16 protein-coding genes and 1 riboswitch are annotated in these 16,688 nt (G+C 69.6%); of the genes, 13 read left to right on the top strand and 3 right to left on the bottom strand.

Translation table 11 applies throughout. From position 1 onward, the window contains the following. Window positions 1-39 precede the first annotated feature (39 nt). The 4 genes from coxB to QK442_RS01240 all read left to right on the top strand — a co-directional run bounded on the left by coxB (window position 40) and on the right by QK442_RS01240 (window position 4,496). A complete protein-coding gene (gene coxB, locus QK442_RS01255) occupies window positions 40-1,005 on the top strand; it encodes a cytochrome c oxidase subunit II (protein WP_282691854.1) in 966 nt (321 codons plus the stop codon). Beyond that, on the top strand, window positions 1,002-2,735 hold the full coding sequence (ctaD, locus tag QK442_RS01250; RefSeq protein ID WP_282691853.1) for a cytochrome c oxidase subunit I: 1,734 nt from the start codon (window positions 1,002-1,004) through the stop codon (window positions 2,733-2,735). The genes coxB and ctaD overlap by 4 nt, the downstream gene beginning before the upstream one ends. After that, window positions 2,732-3,130 carry a cytochrome c oxidase subunit 4 gene (locus QK442_RS01245; RefSeq protein ID WP_282691852.1) on the top strand — a complete coding sequence of 133 codons (399 nt, stop codon included), beginning with the start codon at window positions 2,732-2,734 and terminating at the stop codon, window positions 3,128-3,130. Before ctaD ends, QK442_RS01245 begins: the two co-directional genes overlap by 4 nt. A gap of 109 nt (window positions 3,131-3,239) precedes the next feature. After that, window positions 3,240-4,496, top strand: a complete 1,257-nt coding sequence (locus QK442_RS01240; protein ID WP_282691851.1) for an Ig-like domain-containing protein — start codon at window positions 3,240-3,242, stop codon at window positions 4,494-4,496. A gap of 15 nt (window positions 4,497-4,511) precedes the next feature. On the opposite strand, the gene QK442_RS01235 is transcribed toward QK442_RS01240, so the two are convergent. Then, window positions 4,512-4,913, bottom strand: a complete 402-nt coding sequence (locus QK442_RS01235) for a hypothetical protein (RefSeq protein ID WP_282691850.1) — start codon at window positions 4,911-4,913, stop codon at window positions 4,512-4,514. A 201-nt stretch (window positions 4,914-5,114) separates the two neighbouring features. On the opposite strand from QK442_RS01235, the gene QK442_RS01230 reads away from it, so the two are divergent. The 6 genes from QK442_RS01230 to QK442_RS01205 all read left to right on the top strand — a co-directional run bounded on the left by QK442_RS01230 (window position 5,115) and on the right by QK442_RS01205 (window position 12,268). Continuing rightward, window positions 5,115-5,735 carry a heme-copper oxidase subunit III gene (locus QK442_RS01230; RefSeq protein ID WP_282691849.1) on the top strand — a complete coding sequence of 207 codons (621 nt, stop codon included), beginning with the start codon at window positions 5,115-5,117 and terminating at the stop codon, window positions 5,733-5,735. Window positions 5,736-5,809: 74 nt separating this feature from the next. Further along, complete coding sequence (locus QK442_RS01225) at window positions 5,810-6,619, top strand: c-type cytochrome (RefSeq protein ID WP_282691848.1); 810 nt, start codon at window positions 5,810-5,812, stop codon at window positions 6,617-6,619. Then, on the top strand, window positions 6,616-7,668 hold the full coding sequence (locus QK442_RS01220) for a Rieske 2Fe-2S domain-containing protein (RefSeq protein WP_282691847.1): 1,053 nt from the start codon (window positions 6,616-6,618) through the stop codon (window positions 7,666-7,668). Before QK442_RS01225 ends, QK442_RS01220 begins: the two co-directional genes overlap by 4 nt. After that, entirely contained in the window at window positions 7,665-9,290 is a 1,626-nt protein-coding gene (locus QK442_RS01215) for a cytochrome bc complex cytochrome b subunit (RefSeq protein ID WP_282691846.1), read from the top strand. The genes QK442_RS01220 and QK442_RS01215 overlap by 4 nt, the downstream gene beginning before the upstream one ends. Before the next feature lie 129 nt (window positions 9,291-9,419). Beyond that, entirely contained in the window at window positions 9,420-10,484 is a 1,065-nt protein-coding gene (trpD, locus tag QK442_RS01210; protein ID WP_282691845.1) for an anthranilate phosphoribosyltransferase, read from the top strand. Window positions 10,485-10,571: 87 nt separating this feature from the next. Further along, window positions 10,572-10,688: riboswitch (SAM riboswitch) on the top strand. Between the two features lie 179 nt (window positions 10,689-10,867). Beyond that, window positions 10,868-12,268, top strand: a complete 1,401-nt coding sequence (locus tag QK442_RS01205) for an aminotransferase class V-fold PLP-dependent enzyme (protein ID WP_282691844.1) — start codon at window positions 10,868-10,870, stop codon at window positions 12,266-12,268. A gap of 69 nt (window positions 12,269-12,337) precedes the next feature. Here the strand turns inward: QK442_RS01205 and QK442_RS01200 are convergent, their stop codons facing one another. After that, on the bottom strand, window positions 12,338-12,619 hold the full coding sequence (locus tag QK442_RS01200) for an Lrp/AsnC ligand binding domain-containing protein (RefSeq protein WP_031006995.1): 282 nt from the start codon (window positions 12,617-12,619) through the stop codon (window positions 12,338-12,340). Window positions 12,620-12,676: 57 nt separating this feature from the next. Next, window positions 12,677-13,396: a rhomboid family intramembrane serine protease gene (locus tag QK442_RS01195; protein ID WP_282691843.1), complete on the bottom strand. Its 720-nt coding sequence runs from the start codon at window positions 13,394-13,396 to the stop codon at window positions 12,677-12,679. Window positions 13,397-13,555: 159 nt separating this feature from the next. Between QK442_RS01195 and QK442_RS01190 the strand changes: the two genes are divergently transcribed. From QK442_RS01190 to QK442_RS01180, 3 genes are all read left to right on the top strand, one after another. Further along, entirely contained in the window at window positions 13,556-13,798 is a 243-nt protein-coding gene (locus tag QK442_RS01190) for a hypothetical protein (protein WP_282691842.1), read from the top strand. Window positions 13,799-13,832: 34 nt separating this feature from the next. After that, window positions 13,833-15,197 carry an NYN domain-containing protein gene (locus QK442_RS01185; protein WP_282691841.1) on the top strand — a complete coding sequence of 455 codons (1,365 nt, stop codon included), beginning with the start codon at window positions 13,833-13,835 and terminating at the stop codon, window positions 15,195-15,197. 266 nt (window positions 15,198-15,463) lie between these two features. Further along, window positions 15,464-16,519: a C40 family peptidase gene (locus QK442_RS01180; RefSeq protein ID WP_282691840.1), complete on the top strand. Its 1,056-nt coding sequence runs from the start codon at window positions 15,464-15,466 to the stop codon at window positions 16,517-16,519. Window positions 16,520-16,688 lie beyond the last annotated feature (169 nt).

The following is a 16,688-nucleotide window of genomic DNA, read 5'->3' as shown; positions in this document are numbered from 1 at the left end:
GCCGACCAACGCGGGCCGAGACTCTCGGGAAGGCGCTACGTGAGTCCCAACGGCTCCGACCGCTCGTCGCGGCGCCCGATGCGGCGGAAGCTGCCGCAGGTGCTGACTGCGGGCCTGATCCTGGCGACAGCCACCGGCTGCTCGTACAACTGGGAAGACTTCCCCCGCCTGGGCATGCCCACCCCCGTCACGGAAGAGGCGCCTCGGATCCTCTCCCTGTGGCAGGGCTCCTGGGCCGCCGCGCTCCTCACCGGCATCCTGGTGTGGGGCCTGATCCTGTGGGCGACCATCTTCCACCGGCGCAGCCGGACCAAGGTCGAGGTACCTCCGCAGACCCGCTACAACATGCCCATCGAGGCGCTGTACACGGTCACCCCTCTCATCATCGTCTCGGTGCTCTTCTACTTCACCGCGCGCGACGAGTCGAAGCTCCTCGAGCTCACCCCGAAGCCGGCCCACACCATCAACGTGGTCGGCTACCAGTGGAGCTGGGCCTTCAACTACATCGAGGACGTGCCCGGTGTCGAGGGCGACGCGAAGAAGGACAAGAACCTCGCGTCGATCCCGGACAAGTTCATCGACCAGTTCCCGGAGAACGCGGGCGGCGTGTACGACGCCGGCATCCCCGGCGACCGGAACCCGCAGACCGGCAACCCGGGCCCGACCCTGTGGCTGCCGAAGGGCGAGAAGGTCCGGTTCATCCTCACCTCGCGTGATGTCATCCACTCCTTCTGGGTGGTTCCGTTCCTCTTCAAGCAGGACGTCATCCCGGGTCACACCAACGCCTTCGAGGTCACCGCGACCGAGGAGGGCACGTTCCTCGGCAAGTGCGCCGAGCTGTGCGGTGTCGACCACTCCCGGATGCTCTTCAACGTCAAGGTGGTCTCCCCTGAGCGCTACCAGGCGCACCTGAAGGAGCTGGCCGAGAAGGGTCAGACCGGCTACATCCCGTCCGGCATCGAGCAGACGGACCCGGCCAGGAACGCGGAGAAGAACCAACTGTGAGCATCCCCAACGAAACCAAGGGTGCCGCGGCTGAGGACTCGTACGAGAACGAGGTGCCCGTCCGCCGCAAGCAGCCCGGCAACGTGGTGGTGAAGTGGCTGACCACCACCGACCACAAGACGATCGGTACGCTCTACCTCGTCACGTCGTTCGTGTTCTTCTGCATCGGCGGCCTCATGGCGCTCTTCATGCGCGCCGAGCTGGCCCGTCCGGGCACGCAGCTGATGTCGAACGAGCAGTTCAACCAGGCGTTCACGATGCACGGCACGATCATGCTGCTGATGTTCGCGACGCCGCTGTTCGCCGGTTTCGCGAACTGGATCATGCCGCTCCAGATCGGCGCGCCCGACGTGGCGTTCCCGCGGCTGAACATGTTCGCCTACTGGCTGTACCTCTTCGGCTCGATCATCGCGGTGGCCGGCTTCTTCACCCCGCAGGGTGCGGCCGACTTCGGCTGGTTCGCCTACTCCCCGCTGTCGGACGCCGTCCGCTCGCCGGGTGTCGGCGCCGACCTCTGGATCATGGGTCTGGCCTTCTCCGGCTTCGGCACGATCCTCGGTTCGGTCAACTTCATCACCACGATCATCTGCATGCGCGCTCCGGGCATGACGATGTTCCGCATGCCGATCTTCACCTGGAACGTGCTGCTGACCGGTGTCCTGGTCCTGCTCGCCTTCCCGGTCCTGGCGGCGGCGCTCTTCGCCCTTGAGGCGGACCGCAAGTTCGGTGCCCACGTCTTCGACGCGGCCAACGGCGGCGCTCTGCTCTGGCAGCACCTCTTCTGGTTCTTCGGCCACCCCGAGGTGTACATCATCGCCCTGCCGTTCTTCGGCATCATCTCCGAGGTCATCCCGGTCTTCAGCCGCAAGCCGATGTTCGGCTACATCGGTCTGATCGCCGCGACCATCGCGATCGCCGGTCTGTCCGTGACCGTGTGGGCGCACCACATGTACGTCACCGGTGGCGTGCTCCTCCCGTTCTTCTCCTTCATGACGTTCCTTATCGCCGTACCGACCGGCGTGAAGTTCTTCAACTGGATCGGAACGATGTGGAAGGGCTCACTGTCCTTCGAGACCCCGATGCTCTGGGCCGTCGGCTTCCTGATCACCTTCACCTTCGGTGGTCTGACCGGCGTCATCCTGGCCTCGCCCCCGATGGACTTCCACGTCTCCGACTCGTACTTCGTCGTGGCGCACTTCCACTACGTCATCTTCGGCACCGTCGTCTTCGCGATGTTCTCCGGCTTCCACTTCTGGTGGCCGAAGTTCACCGGCAAGATGCTCGACGAGCGCCTCGGCAAGATGACGTTCTGGACGCTGTTCGTGGGCTTCCACGGCACCTTCCTGGTGCAGCACTGGCTCGGCGCCGAGGGCATGCCGCGTCGTTACGCGGACTACCTGGACGCCGACGGCTTCACCACCCTGAACACGATCTCGACGATCTCCTCCTTCCTGCTCGGCCTGTCGGTCCTGCCGTTCTTCTACAACGTCTGGAAGACCGCCAAGTACGGCAAGAAGATCGAGGTCGACGACCCGTGGGGCTACGGCCGTTCGCTCGAATGGGCGACCTCCTGCCCGCCGCCGCGGCACAACTTCCTCACGCTGCCGCGGATCCGGTCGGAATCGCCCGCGTTCGACCTGCACCACCCTGAGATCGCGGCTGTCGACCAGCTCGAGAACAAGCCCCACGAGGCCGCGGCCCTCACCGGCGGCAAGGAGGCCGGCAAGTGAAGATCCAGGGCAAGATGTTCATCTGGCTGAGCGTCTTCATCCTTGCCATGGCGATCGTGTACGGCGTCTGGTCCAAGGAGCCGGTCGGCACGACGGCGCTCTTCCTGGCCTTCGGCCTGGCCATCATGATCGGCTACTACCTGGCCTTCACGGCCAAGCGGGTCGACGCGATGGCGCAGGACGACAAGGAGGCCGACGTCGCGGACGAGGCCGGCGAGGTGGGCTTCTTCGCCCCCCACAGCTGGCAGCCGCTGTCGCTGGCTCTCGGTGGCGCGCTCGCCTTCCTCGGTGTCGCGATGGGCTGGTGGATCATGTACTTCTCCGCCCCGCTGATCCTCGTCGGCATCTGGGGCTGGGTCTTCGAGTTCTACCGCGGTGAGAACCAGAACCAGTAACACCCCGTAACACCCCGAGGGGCCCGGTCACTTCGTACGCGAAGCGGCCGGGCCCCTCTTTTGCCGCGCTCGGCGCGCCCGGGCGCACGACTGTCCTTAGCGTGAGGTCATGAACGACACGCCGCGCATTCGGACTGTTCTGAGCTGCACCCTCCTGGCCCTCACCGTCACCGCGGGCGCGGCGGCGTGCGCGGGCTCCGAAGGGCATCCGCTGTCGGCGAGCCCCTACGACGCGGCCGACCAGATCACCTTCGAGGCCGCCGACGGGACCCGGCTCGACCCCGAGAAGCCGCTGGAGATCACCTCCAAGGGCGACGAGGGGCGGATCACCGACGTCACCGCCACCGACGCGGCCGGCCGTCACCTGGCGGGCGAACTCACCGCCGACGGCCGCACCTGGCGCTCCACCGCCTCCCTGGCCGCCGGGACCCGTTACACCGTCAGAGTGGCCACGGAGGACGAGGACGGGGCCCCTGGAGCCCGTACGTACACCTTCGAGACGGCCCCGGCCAAGAAGGCCCTGACCGTCGCCTTCGGGCCGGAGGCGGGCACGTACGGCGTGGGGCAGCCGATCACCGCGGAGCTCAGCCTCCCCGTCAAGGACCGGGCCGCGCGCGCCGTCGTCGAACGGGCCCTCAAGGTCCGCTCCACGCCCGCCGTCGGGGGCTCCTGGTACTGGGTGGACGACAAGAAGCTGCACTTCCGGCCCAAGGAGTACTGGCCGGCCGGCGCGCTCGTCTCGGTCACCGGCAACCTCGACGGCCTCCGCGTCGGCGACAAGCTCTACGGAGGCCCGTCCAAGCCGCTCCAGCTGAAGATCGGCGACCGGATCGAGGCCGTCGCCGACGCCGCGTCGCACCAGATGACGGTGCGGCGCAACGGAGAAGTGATCAACACCATTCCGGTGACCACCGGGAAACCGGGCTTCTCCACCCGGAACGGGATCAAAGTGGTGCTCGGCAAGGAGTACTACGTCCGGATGCGCGGCACCAGCATCGGCATCGCCGAGGGCAGCGCGGAGTCGTACGACCTGCCGGTGTACTACGCCACCCGGGTCACCTGGAGCGGCGAGTACGTGCACGCCGCCCCCTGGTCCGCCGGCTCCCACGGCGTCGCCAACGTCAGCCACGGCTGCGTGGGCATGTCCACCGGCAACGCGGCCTGGTTCTACGAGAACGTCCGCCCCGGCGACATCGTCCGCGTCGTCAACAGCTCCGGCGCGATGATGGACGCCTTCGGCAACGGCTTCGGCGACTGGAACCTCTCCTGGGAGAAGTGGCGCCGGGGCAGCGCCCTGGTCGCCGAGAAGGGCGACCCCACGGCCGCCCACGACGCCAGGGCCCGCCTCCGACCGCTGCCCCTGTGAAGCCCGTCCGCGGGCCTACGCGTCGAGGGACAGGCGGGAGCGGAGCAGGCCCGCCAGGGAGGCCGCGAACTCGACCGGTTCCACCGGAAGGGTGACGGCGGCGTCCGCGCGGCTCCAGGTGGCCAGCCAGGCGTCCTGCGGGCGGCCGATCAGCAGCAGCACCGGCGGGCAGCGGAAGACCTCGTCCTTGATCTGCCGGCAGACGCCCATGCCGCCCGCCGGGACGGCCTCGCCGTCGAGGACGCAGACGTCGATCCCGCCCTCGTCGAGCCGCTTCAGCACGGCCGGGAGCGTCGCGCACTCCACGAACTCCACCGTGGGCACGTCGGCCGCGGGCCGCCGCCCGGCGGCGAGCCGGACCTGCTCCCGGGTGTTCGCGTCGTCGCTGTAGACCAGGACCGTGGCACTCGACTGCATCGTTCCTCCGTCCGGAAGGCGGGCGGTCGTCCTCGACCGATGCGCCGGATGCTACTCCGCTCCACACCCCGTCAACACCCGTTCAACACCTGTTCGAAGGTTGCCCGGCGGTCCCCCCGATGGGCCGTTCGGGCTGGACACACCCCTCTGACACTCCGAACGGCACCCCCCGGAGTGAGGGCGGGATAAGCGACCGACATAATGTCGGTCGTGGCGACAGTAACGACAGTAGAAACCGGGCACGCGCACCCGTCGGTCAATCGACCGAACCTCACCAGCGTCGGAACCATCATCTGGCTGAGTTCCGAGCTGATGTTCTTCGCGGCCCTCTTCGCGATGTACTTCACCCTGCGATCGGTGACGGGTCCCGAGTATTGGGCGGAAGAGGCCTCGGCCCTGAACTTCCCCTTCTCGGCGACCAACACCACGATCCTGGTGCTCTCCTCCCTCACCTGCCAGCTCGGCGTCTTCGCCGCGGAGCGGGGCGACGTGAAGAAGCTCCGGACGTGGTTCATCATCACGTTCGTGATGGGTGCGATCTTCATCGGCGGCCAGGTCTTCGAGTACACCGAGCTGGTCAAGCACGAGGGCCTCTCGCTCTCGTCCGGCCCGTACGGCACGGTGTTCTACCTGACCACCGGCTTCCACGGCCTGCACGTGACGGGCGGTCTCATCGCCTTCCTGCTGGTCCTCGGCCGGACCTACGCCGCCAAGAGGTTCACTCACGAGCAGGCAACCGCCGCCATCGTCGTGTCCTACTACTGGCACTTCGTCGATGTCGTCTGGATCGGCCTCTTCGCCACGATCTACATGATCAAGTAGTCGGCCACCGCCCTTCGCGGCGGACCGACATCCAGCAAGCATCGACGCAGAAGATCCTGACACCGGGGTAATCCGTGAAAAAGCTCTCCGCACGACGACGCCATCCGCTGGCGGCGGTCGTCGTCCTACTTCTCGCGCTGGCGGCCACGGGGGGGCTGTACGCCGCGTTCGCGCCCGCGGGCACGGCGAAGGCCGATGAAACCGCCCAGTCCCTCGCCATCGAGGAGGGCAAGAAGCTCTACTCCGTCGGCTGCGCCAGCTGCCACGGAACCGGCGGTCAGGGCACCTCTGACGGCCCGTCCCTGGTCGGCGTCGGCTCCGCGGCCGTCGACTTCCAGGTCGGCACCGGCCGTATGCCGGCGCAGCAGCCGGGTGCCCAGGTCCCGAGGAAGAAGGTCATCTACACGCAGGCGCAGATCGACCAGCTCGCGGCGTACGTCGCCTCCCTCGGTGCCGGTCCCATCACGCCCAAGCCGGGCCAGTACGACCCCGCGGGTGCCAACAGTGCCAAGGGTGGCGAGCTGTTCCGCAACAACTGCGCCCAGTGCCACAACTTCACCGGCAAGGGCGGTGCCCTCACGCACGGCAAGTACGCGCCCGACCTGAACGGCGTCAGCCCGAAGCACCTCTACGAGGCCATGCAGACCGGCCCGCAGAACATGCCCTCCTTCCCTGACACGACCATGCCGGAGCAGCAGAAGAGGGACATCATCGCGTACGTCCAGGCTGTCAACGGCGACGAGACCCCCAGCCCGGGCGGTCTGTCGCTCGGTGGTCTCGGCCCCGTCTCCGAGGGTCTGTTCGCCTGGATCTTCGGTCTGGGCGCGCTGATCGCAGTTGCCGTCTGGGTCGCGGCCCACACCGCTAAGGCCAAGAAGTCATGAGTACCCAAGAGATTCCAGAAGAGAACCTGCCGGTAGAGCAGGCCACCGCGCACGGCGCGGTGAAGGTCGCGGACAACCCGTTCGCCGACCCGGGCCTTCCGCCCCACAAGCCGCGCATCCAGGACATCGACGAGCGGGCCGCCCGCCGGTCCGAGCGTGCGGTCGCCTTCATGTTCGTGCTGTCGATGCTGGCCACCGTCGGCTTCATCGCCTCGTACGTGATCTTCCCGGTCGACAAGATCGTGTACATCTGGCCGTTCGGCCACGTGTCCGCGCTCAACTTCGCGCTCGGCTGGACGCTCGGCCTCGCCCTCTTCTTCATCGGCGCGGGCGCGGTCCACTGGGCCCGCACCCTGATGTCCGACGTCGAGATCGCGGACGAGCGCCACCCGATGGAGGCCTCGCCCGAGGTCAAGGCGAAGGTCATGGCGGACTTCGCGGCCGGCGCCGCCGAGTCCGGCTTCGGTCGCCGCAAGCTCATCCGCAACACGCTGTTCGGCGCGCTGGCCCTGGTGCCGCTCTCCGGCGTCATGCTGCTGCGCGACATGGGCCCGCTGCCCGAGAAGAAGCTCCGCACCACGCTGTGGGCCCGGGGCAAGATGCTCATCAACATGAACACGCACGAGCCGCTGCGTCCCGAGGACGTCGCCGTCGGTTCGCTGACCTTCGCGATGCCCGAGGGCCTCTCGGAGCACGACCACGACTTCCAGGTCCAGATCGCCAAGGCCGCCCTGATGATCGTCCGGATCGAGCCGAAGGACATCAAGGACAAGCGCGAGCTCGAGTGGTCGCACGACGGCATCGTCGCCTTCTCGAAGATCTGCACCCACGTCGGCTGCCCGATCTCGCTGTACGAGCAGCAGACGCACCACGTGCTCTGCCCGTGCCACCAGTCCACCTTCGACCTGTCCGACGGCGCCCGAGTCATCTTCGGCCCGGCCGGTCACGCCCTCCCGCAGCTGCGGATCGGCGTGAACGACGAGGGCTTCCTCGAAGCGCACGGCGACTTCGACGAGCCCGTCGGTCCCGCCTTCTGGGAGCGCGGATGAGCACTGTGACCAACACGCAGAAGAAGGCCCCCGCCGGTGAGCGGGTCGCCGACTGGGCCGACGGCCGCCTGGGGATCTACACGCTGGCCAAGGCCAACATGCGGAAGATCTTCCCGGACCACTGGTCCTTCATGCTGGGCGAGATCTGCCTCTACAGCTTCCTCATCATCATCCTGACGGGCGTCTACCTGACGATGTTCTTCCACCCGTCGATGAACGAGGTGGAGTACGCCGGCTCGTACGTCCCGCTCCAGGGACAGCTGATGTCCGAGGCGTTCAAGTCGACCATGGACATCTCCTTCGAGGTGCGCGGCGGTCTGCTCGTCCGGCAGATCCACCACTGGGCGGCGCTGATCTTCCTCGCCGGCATGTTCGTGCACATGATGCGCGTCTTCTTCACCGGCGCGTTCCGCAAGCCGCGTGAGATCAACTGGCTGTTCGGCTTCCTGCTGTTCTTCCTGGGCATGTTCACCGGCTTCACCGGTTACTCGCTCCCGGACGACCTGCTCTCCGGCACCGGTGTCCGCTTCATGCAGGGCGCGATCCTGTCGGTGCCGATCATCGGCACCTACCTGTCGATGTTCCTCTTCGGCGGCGAGTTCCCCGGCGGCGACTTCGTGGCCCGGTTCTACTCGGCGCACGTGCTGCTGCTCCCCGGCATCATGCTGGGCCTGGTGGTCGCGCACCTGATCCTGGTGTTCGTCCACAAGCACACGCACTTCGCGGGCCCCGGCCGTACGAACAACAACGTCGTCGGCATGCCGCTGCTCCCGGTGTACATGGCGAAGGCCGGAGGCTTCTTCTTCCTGGTCTTCGGCGTCATCGCGGTCATCTCCGCGATCGCCTCGATCAACCCGATCTGGGCCCTCGGCCCGTACCGCCCGGACCAGGTGTCCACCGGCGCCCAGCCCGACTGGTACATGGGCTTCGCCGAGGGTCTGATCCGTGTCATGCCGGGCTGGGAGATCAACCTGTGGGGCCACACCCTGGTCCTCGGCGTGATGATCCCGCTGGCGATCTTCCCGCTGGTCCTCGCGGCCATCGCGGTCTACCCGTTCATCGAGTCCTGGATCACCGGCGACAAGCGCGAGCACCACATCGCGCAGCGCCCGCGCAACGCTCCGACGCGCACCGCCTTCGGTGTCGCCTGGATCACCGCGTACATGATCATGCTCGTCGGTGGTGGAAACGACCTCTGGGCGACCCACTTCGACCTGTCGATCAACTCGATCACCTGGTTCGTGCGGATCTTCTTCTTCGCCGGTCCGGTCATCGCGTTCATCGTCACCAAGCGGATCTGCCTCGGCCTCCAGCGCCGGGACAAGGACAAGGTGCTGCACGGCCGCGAGTCCGGCATCATCAAGCGCCTGCCGCACGGTGAGTTCGTCGAGGTCCACGAGCCGCTCAGCCAGGGCGAGCTGTACAAGCTCACCGCGCACGAGCAGTACGAGCCCGCCCAGCTGCCGCCGGCCGTCGACGAGAACGGCGTGGAGCGGAAGATCGGCGCGCTGGAGAAGCTCCGGGTCAAGCTCAACAAGGGCTACTACGGCGACGACAACCAGGTCGCCAAGCCCACCCTCGAGGAGTACAAGGAGATCCAGAGCGGCCACGGCCACCACTGATCCCTCCTGACCTCCTGAGGCAGGTCGCCACGGCGAGAGCCCCGTCCATTCGATGGACGGGGCTCTTTGCCGTCCCGGCGGATCGATAGGCTGGACCCCGTATCCGACGCACGATCATCAGGAGCTGCCATGAGCGCTGTGACCCCCGCTGGAGGACCGACCACGGCGGGCCGCTCCTGGCCCGTCCTCCTGAACGGCCTGCTGGAGGGGCGGAACCTCTCCGCCGACGACACCGCCTGGGCGATGGACCTGATCATGAGCGGCGAGGCGACCGACGCCCAGATCGCCGGGTTCATGGTGGCGCTGCGCGCCAAGGGCGAGACGGTCGAGGAGATCGGCGGGCTCGTCCGGACCATGTACGCGCACGCCAACACGATCGAGGTGCCCGGACCGTCCGTCGACATCGTCGGCACCGGCGGCGACGGCGCCAAGACCGTCAACATCTCCACCATGGCCTCGATCGTCGTCGCGGGCACCGGCACCAGGGTCGTCAAGCACGGCAACCGCGCCGCCTCCTCCGCCTCCGGCTCCTCCGACGTCCTGGAGAAGCTCGGCATCAACCTCGACCTCACCCCCGAACGGGTGGCGCAGGTCGCCGAGGAGGCCGGCATCACCATCTGCTTCGCGGTGAAGTTCCACCCCTCGCTGCGGCACGTGGCCGCCGCCCGCGGCCAGCTCGGCATCCGCACCACCTTCAACGTGCTCGGCCCGCTCACCAACCCCGCCCGGGTCAAGGCCCAGGCCGTCGGCGTCGCCGACCCCCGGATGGCGCCGATCGTCGCGGGGGTGCTCGCCGAGCGCGGCAACTCGGCCCTCGTCTTCCGCGGCGACGACGGCCTCGACGAGCTCACCACCACCGGCACCTCCCGGGTGTGGGTGGTCCGCGACGGGGCCGTGCGCGAGGAGGTCTTCGACCCGCGGGACGTCGGCCTCGACTACGTGCCCCTGGAGGCGCTGCGCGGCGCCGACGCCTCGTACAACGCCGACGTCGCCCGGCGGCTCCTGGCCGGCGAGACCGGGCCGGTACGGGACGCGGTGCTGCTCAACGCGGCCGCGGCGCTCACGGCCCTGGAGCCCGGCGGGGGCACCCTGGCGGAGCAGCTGCGGGCCGGGATGGCGCGGGCCGCCGAGTCGATCGACTCCGGGGCCGCCCGCGCCTCCCTGGAGCGCTGGATCGCCGCCAGCAACGCCTGAGCCCTCGGCCGTTCGGCCCCGTCACCCCGTTCCGCATGCCGGGACGGGGTTGCGGGGCCGTGATCGTCTGGCATAGGTTTTCCGTCAGGTCATGAGTGACAGCTGCAAAGCCCCGGCTGGCTGTCCGGCAACCCTCCGTCCGTGGCGGGGTGCCCCGGGTGAAGACCGGGCCGCACGAGCAGAAGCCTGCGGCAAGCGCGGACCCCTGCGCACCACCCTGGGGTCCTTGGTCCTCTAGGAGCGGTGTCCCGTGAGCAAGCGAATGCGCTAGGGCTTCGGCCCCTTCTCCCCCTCACACCCGTACGCGGCGCCCTTCCGCGCGCTGTCGTCCCACGGGTCCCTTCACGCCCTTTCGCGCCCCTTTCCTCCCGGGAGATCCCGTCATGTCCGCATGCCCGAACACCGCCGCCTCCGCCGCCTCCGTCATCTCCGCCGACTCCGCCGACGCCTGTTGCGCCGGGCCGCTGCCCGTCCTCGGCCGTGACGTCACCGTCCCGCTCGTCACCGGCGGCGAGGTCACCTACGCGGCCCTCGACTACGCGGCCAGCGCCCCCGCCCTCCAGCGGGTCTGGGACGACGTCGCCGCCTACGCCCCGTACTACGGCAGCGTCCACCGCGGCGCCGGCTACCTCTCCCAGCTCTCCACCGACCTCTTCGAGTCGAGCCGCGCCACCGTCGCCGAGTTCCTCGACTGCCGCGAGGGCGACCAGGTCGTCTTCACCCGCTCCACCACCGACTCGCTCAACCTGCTCGCCCGCGTCATCCCCGCCGACTGCCGGGTCTTCGTCTTCGAGACCGAGCACCACGCCTCCCTGCTGCCGTGGAGGGACGCTCAGGTCACCTACCTCGACGCGCCGCGCACCCCCGCCCAGGCCGTCGAGACCCTGGAGCGCGCCCTCGCCGACCGCGAGCCCCACGGCCCCGCCCTCGTCTGCGTCACCGGCGCCTCCAACGTGACCGGTGAGCTGTGGCCGGTGCGCGAACTCGCCGCCGCCGCCCACGCGCACGGCGCCCGGATCGTCCTCGACGCCGCCCAGCTCGCGCCCCACCACCCGGTCTCCGTGCGCGAACTGGACGTGGACTGGGTCGCCTTCTCCGGCCACAAGCTGTACGCGCCCTTCGGCTCCGGCGTCCTCGCCGGCCGCGCCGACTGGCTCCAGGAGGCCGAGCCCTACCTGGCGGGCGGCGGCGCCTCCCGCACGGTGGCGCGCCAGCCCGACGGCGGGGTGGAGGTGGAGTGGCACACCACCGCGGCCCGCCACGAGGCCGGCTCCCCGAACGTCATCGGCGTCCACGCCATCGCCTCCGCCTGCAAGGCGTTGACCGAGGCCGGTTTCGACACCCTCGTCGCCCGCGAGCGGCACCTTGTCGACACCGTCCGCGCCGGCCTCGCCGAGGTGCCCGAGGTCCGTGTCCTCTCGCTCTTCGGCGACGAGGCCCCGCGCGTCGGCGTGCTCTCCTTCGTCGTCGACGGCTGGAACAGCTCCCACTTCGCCGCCGCTCTCTCCGCCGAGTACGGCATCGGCGTCCGCGACGGCCTCTTCTGCGCCCACCCGCTGGTCCGCACCCTGCTCGGCTCCGACCAGGAGGCCGTCGGCGAGTGCGGCGCCCCCGAGGCGAACCCGGGAGAGGGGTCCCTCAACGCCATCCGGGTCAGCTTCGGCGCCGGTACGCCGGACGAGCACGTCCAGCGGTTCGTCGGCGCCGTGAAGGAGCTGGTGCGCGAGGGCGCCCGGTGGAAGTACCGCACCGAGGACGGCCGCTGCGTCCCGGACCGCGGCTGATCGCTCACTCGTACGGGTGAAGGGGCCTCCCGGGCGGGAGGCCCCTTCACGTGCGCCGTGCGTGCGGCCTCAGGACTCCAGGCCGATGGCGAAGGCCGCTTCCAGGTCGTGCTGCGAGTACGTGCGGAAGGCGACGTGCGTGTCGGTGGCCTCGACGCCCGGGATCTTGCTGATCCGGCCGGGGATGACCTCGGCCAGGTCGTCGTGGCGGGGCACCCGGACCATCGCGATGAGGTCGTACGTACCGGTCACCGAGAAGACCTCGCTGACGTTGTCGAGCGCGGCGATCGACTCCGCGATCTCGGGGATGCGGTCCACGCTGGTCTTGATGAGGACGATCGCGGTGATCACGGCTGGCTGTCTCCCTCGGTCGCCGCTGCTGGGGTTTTCACTCTATCCGCCCACCCGTCACCCACCACCACCCTTCCATCGAAGCGCTTCGCGAGCCCCTCCATACCGCACCCAGGCGTAGAGGAAGCCGACGCAGAAGCCCACCACGTGGGCCAGATAGGCGACCCCCGGGCCCGGACCCGCCGTCCGCGCGGCCAGCCACTGGAGCGTGAACCAGAAGACGAGCACGGCCCAGGCGGGGAAGCGCAGCGGCAGGAAGAAGAGGAAGGGGAAGAGGCTGGTCACCCGGGAGCGGGGGAAGAGGAAGAGGAAGGCCCCGAGCACCGCGGAGATCGCCCCCGAGGCCCCGACCAGGGTCTGCTCGCTCTCCGCGTGCGCCATCGCGTAGCCGAGCAGGGCTACGTACCCGGTGCCCAGGTAGAAGAGGGCGAACCCGACGTGCCCCATCCGCTCCTCGGCCATCGCTCCGAAGACCCAGAGGAAGAGCATGTTGCCGAGCAGGTGCAGCCAGCCGCCGTGCACGAAGAGCGCGGTGAAGGGGGTGGGCAGGGCGCCGGGGTCGCCCCGCGTCAGCTCGGCCGGCACCACCCCCCACCTCAGGAAGTACGCGCCCTGCGCCGCGAGCACCTCGTCGCCGGTCCCGTACGCCGGGTTCAGACCGGAGACCGGGCCGACAATGAAGAGGAGACAGCACGCGGCGATCAGCCCGTAGGTCACCACGGGCCCGGTACGGACGCTCCGGCAGGCGCCCAGGGCCGTGCCTCGCCAGTCGATCACGGACAGATCATGGCGCAGAAGGGATGAAGTGGACAGAGTGCCTCGCCGGACCGGACGCCGTCCGGGGAGGCCGTAGGGTTACGGGATCGAGCACCGCAGTTCGACGGCGCACCGCGGCTCCGTACCTGGTACCACCACGACAGGAAGAAGGACGGCACCATGACGACGGTTCCCCTGCCGACCGCCGAGACCCGCTGGCGCTGCACCCTGTGCGGCAACCTGACCCGCTTCGACGTGACGCGCTCGTCCAAGGTCGTCGAGTACGTCCATCTGGACCTGGCCGGGGAGCCCAAGGTCGAGGAGCGCGAGGTGGTCAGTGAGACCATCGAGTCGGTCCGCTGCCGCTGGTGCAACGCGGTGGACCAGATCGAACTCGTGGACAAGCCGGGCGCCGAGTCCTGACGGACGGCGCCGACGACAGTAGGGGTGACGGATCGTGGAGCAGTCCGCGCACGGTGACGAACCGGCCGGCGCGGCGGGTGACGCTGCCGAGACGCTCGACCATCCCCTGCCGGAGGGGGTACGGCGGCGGGTGATCGCGCTGGTCGCCGACGCCTTCGGCGGCCTGACCGTCGCCGAGCTGCCCGCGCCCCTGCGTCAGTACGCCCGTTTCACCGCGAGCCGGCGGGCCAAGTTCGCCGGCAACGCGATGGCCGCCGCCCTGGAGGGCGATCCGCTCTTCCGGCAGCGGATCGGCGAGCGGTTCAAGCAGGCCCAGCCGGAGCTGGCCGGGGCCGTGGAGTCCGGCGCGCCGCCCGCCGCCGCCGACCCCGTCGACGTGGCGGCGGCAGCCTATGTGCTCCGCCCGCCGGGCTGGGTCAAGCTGGTGGCCGCCGTCGGCGAGGAGGTCCAGCGGGCCGACGCCGAGCGCGCCGACGAGGCCGGCCGGCGCGAGCTGGAGCGGCTCCGCGAGGAGCTGGCCGCGGCCCGCGAGCGGGCCAAGGGCGAGACCGAGCAGCTCCGGCACGATCTGGAGGCCGCCCGCAAGGAAGCCGAATCGCTTCACCGCAAGCTGCGCAGCGCCCAGAGCGACGTGAAGCGCGGCGAGGCGGCGCTGCGCCGCGCCCACGCCGAGTTCGAGGCCGCCCGCGCCGAGGCGGCCGCCCAGGTGTCGGCCGCCGAGAGCGAGTCGCGGCGGCTCAAGGCCCGGCTCGGCGAGGTCGAGGCGGCCCTGGAGGCGAGCCGCCGGGCCGCCCGTGAGGGGCGCTCGGTGGAGGACATGCGGCTGCGGCTGCTGCTCGACACCGTCCTCGACGCGGCCCAGGGGCTGCGGCGCGAACTCGCCCTGCCCCCGGTGTCGGTGCACCCGGCGGACACGGTGGACGCCGTGGAGCCGGGGCGGATGTCGCCGAAGGACATCGCGGCCCGCGCCCTGTCGGAGACCGATCCGGCCCTCCTGGACCAGCTGTTGGCGCTGCCGCAGGCCCATCTCGTCGTCGACGGCTACAACGTCACCAAGACCGGCTATCCGACGATGCCGCTGGAGAAGCAGCGGCTGCGGCTGCTCGGCGGGCTCTCCGCGCTCGCGGCCCGCTCCGGCGCCGAGGTCACCTGTGTCTTCGACGGGGCCGAACTGGCCGCTCCGGTGCTGCTCGCGCCGCCGCGCGGGGTGCGGGTGCTCTTCTCCAAGCCGGGCGTCACGGCGGACGAGCTGATCCGCCAGCTGGTACGGGCGGAACCGCCGGGCCGGCCGGTCGTCGTGGTCTCCACCGACCGCGAGGTCGCCGACGGCGTCGCGAAGGCCGGGGCGCGGCCGGTGGCGTCGGTCCTGCTCCTCAAGCGGCTTTCGCGCCTCTCATAACGACTCGCCCGGCTCGCAACTCTCGCCTTGTATGCCCGATTTATGGGTTCCGATCCGTCAAGTGGCCGTCACAGGGCGTGCGATGCGTGTAAATAATGAGGTGCGTGAGCGAGTTTTTTACCGTCGGGATTTGAACTGATCACAACTCGGTCACTAGGGTCGAGCCTCGAACCTTCGCGCGGTCGATCGCCCATCCGGGCGGTCCGTGGAGGAACCGCCTGCCCTTGACCGGCCGGGCGGCTCTGAGGAAGAAGGAGCTCGCCTTCGTGGCGTCCCACCGTCGACCCAAGCAGCCGAGCCGCACCCGCGTGACCGTGCTCACCGCGACCGCGGCCGCCGCCGTCGCGATCTCCGCCCAGACCGGAGCCCAGGCGGCCCCCAAGCCGAAGATCGACGAAGTCAAGTCGAAGGTCGACAAGCTCTACCACGAGGCCGAGGAGGCCACCGAGCAGCACAGCCTGGCCGAGGAGCGCCGCGGCAAGCTGCAGAAGGAGATCGGCCAGATCCAGGACCGGGTGGCCCGTGGTCAGCAGGAGCTGAACACCCTCCGGGACCAGATCGGTTCGGTCGCCAGCGCCCAGTACCGCTCCGGCGGCATCGACCCGGCGCTCCAGCTCTTCCTCTCCTCCGACCCGGAGGACTACCTGGACAAGGCGACCGCGATAGGCCGGGTCACCGACCAGCAGGCCGACGTCCTCGCCACCATCCAGGACAAGCAGCGCACCCTCGCCCAGCAGCGCGCCGAGGCCACCGCCAAGCTCGCCGACCTCGAAGAGGTCCGCAAGACCCTCGGCGAGAAGAAGCGCAAGGTCCAGGGCAAGCTCGCCGAGGCCCGCAAGCTGCTCAACACCCTCACCGCCGAGGAGCGCGCCCGCATCCAGCAGCAGGAGCGGGAGCAGGCGGCGCAGGCGGAGCGCGCCAGCCGCGCCGCCTCCGACCGCGTCGACCTCGGCAAGGAGGTCGCGGCCAACGGCCTGGGCGCCGCCGCGCTCGCCGCCGCCGCCACCCAGGTCGGCAAGCCGTACGTCTCCGGCGCCGAGGGCCCCAACGCGTACGACTGCTCCGGTCTGACGATGTGGGCCTACCGCCAGGCCGGCGTCCGCCTCACCCGCACCACCTACACCCAGCAGAACGACGGCGTGAAGATCGGCCGCAGCCAGCTCAAGCCCGGCGACCTGGTCTTCTTCAACAGCCTGTCGCACGTGGGCCTGTACGCGGGCAACAACACGATCCTGCACGCCCCCAAGCCGGGCGCCGTGGTCCGTTACGAGTCGATGAAGTACATGGGCACGTTCCAGTTCGGCGTCCGCATCGGCGGCTGACCCGCCCGGCGTGCCGCCCGAACGGGTGGTTCGCCGCACCCCGAGCTGACCTGACGCCCCGCCGGTGACCTTGTGATCTCCGGCGGGGCGTCATTCTGCGTGCCCCACGCCTTCGTTGGACGCGGCCGGGGGAGCGGCTACTGTCTGCGGCGCCAGTCCGCACGAGCCG

Source organism: Streptomyces sp. CC208A (assembly GCF_030010625.1).
GTDB lineage: Bacteria > Actinomycetota > Actinomycetes > Streptomycetales > Streptomycetaceae > Streptomyces.
The sequence above is the reverse complement of the archived record's forward strand: the minus strand, read 5'-3'. Positions and strand labels throughout refer to the sequence as shown.

What these genes read in the sequence shown, in the direction of transcription:
- QK442_RS01240 (WP_282691851.1), top strand. Translation starts at nt 3,240, where the DNA reads ATGAACGACACGCCGCGCATTCGGACTGTTCTGAGCTGCACCCTCCTG.
- QK442_RS01205 (WP_282691844.1), top strand. Translation starts at nt 10,868, where the DNA reads ATGTCCGCATGCCCGAACACCGCCGCCTCCGCCGCCTCCGTCATCTCC.
- QK442_RS01215 (WP_282691846.1), top strand. Translation starts at nt 7,665, where the DNA reads ATGAGCACTGTGACCAACACGCAGAAGAAGGCCCCCGCCGGTGAGCGG.
- trpD (WP_282691845.1), top strand. Translation starts at nt 9,420, where the DNA reads ATGAGCGCTGTGACCCCCGCTGGAGGACCGACCACGGCGGGCCGCTCC.
- QK442_RS01230 (WP_282691849.1), top strand. Translation starts at nt 5,115, where the DNA reads ATGTCGGTCGTGGCGACAGTAACGACAGTAGAAACCGGGCACGCGCAC.
- QK442_RS01235 (WP_282691850.1), bottom strand. Translation starts at nt 4,913, where the DNA reads ATGCAGTCGAGTGCCACGGTCCTGGTCTACAGCGACGACGCGAACACC.
- QK442_RS01220 (WP_282691847.1), top strand. Translation starts at nt 6,616, where the DNA reads ATGAGTACCCAAGAGATTCCAGAAGAGAACCTGCCGGTAGAGCAGGCC.
- QK442_RS01190 (WP_282691842.1), top strand. Translation starts at nt 13,556, where the DNA reads ATGACGACGGTTCCCCTGCCGACCGCCGAGACCCGCTGGCGCTGCACC.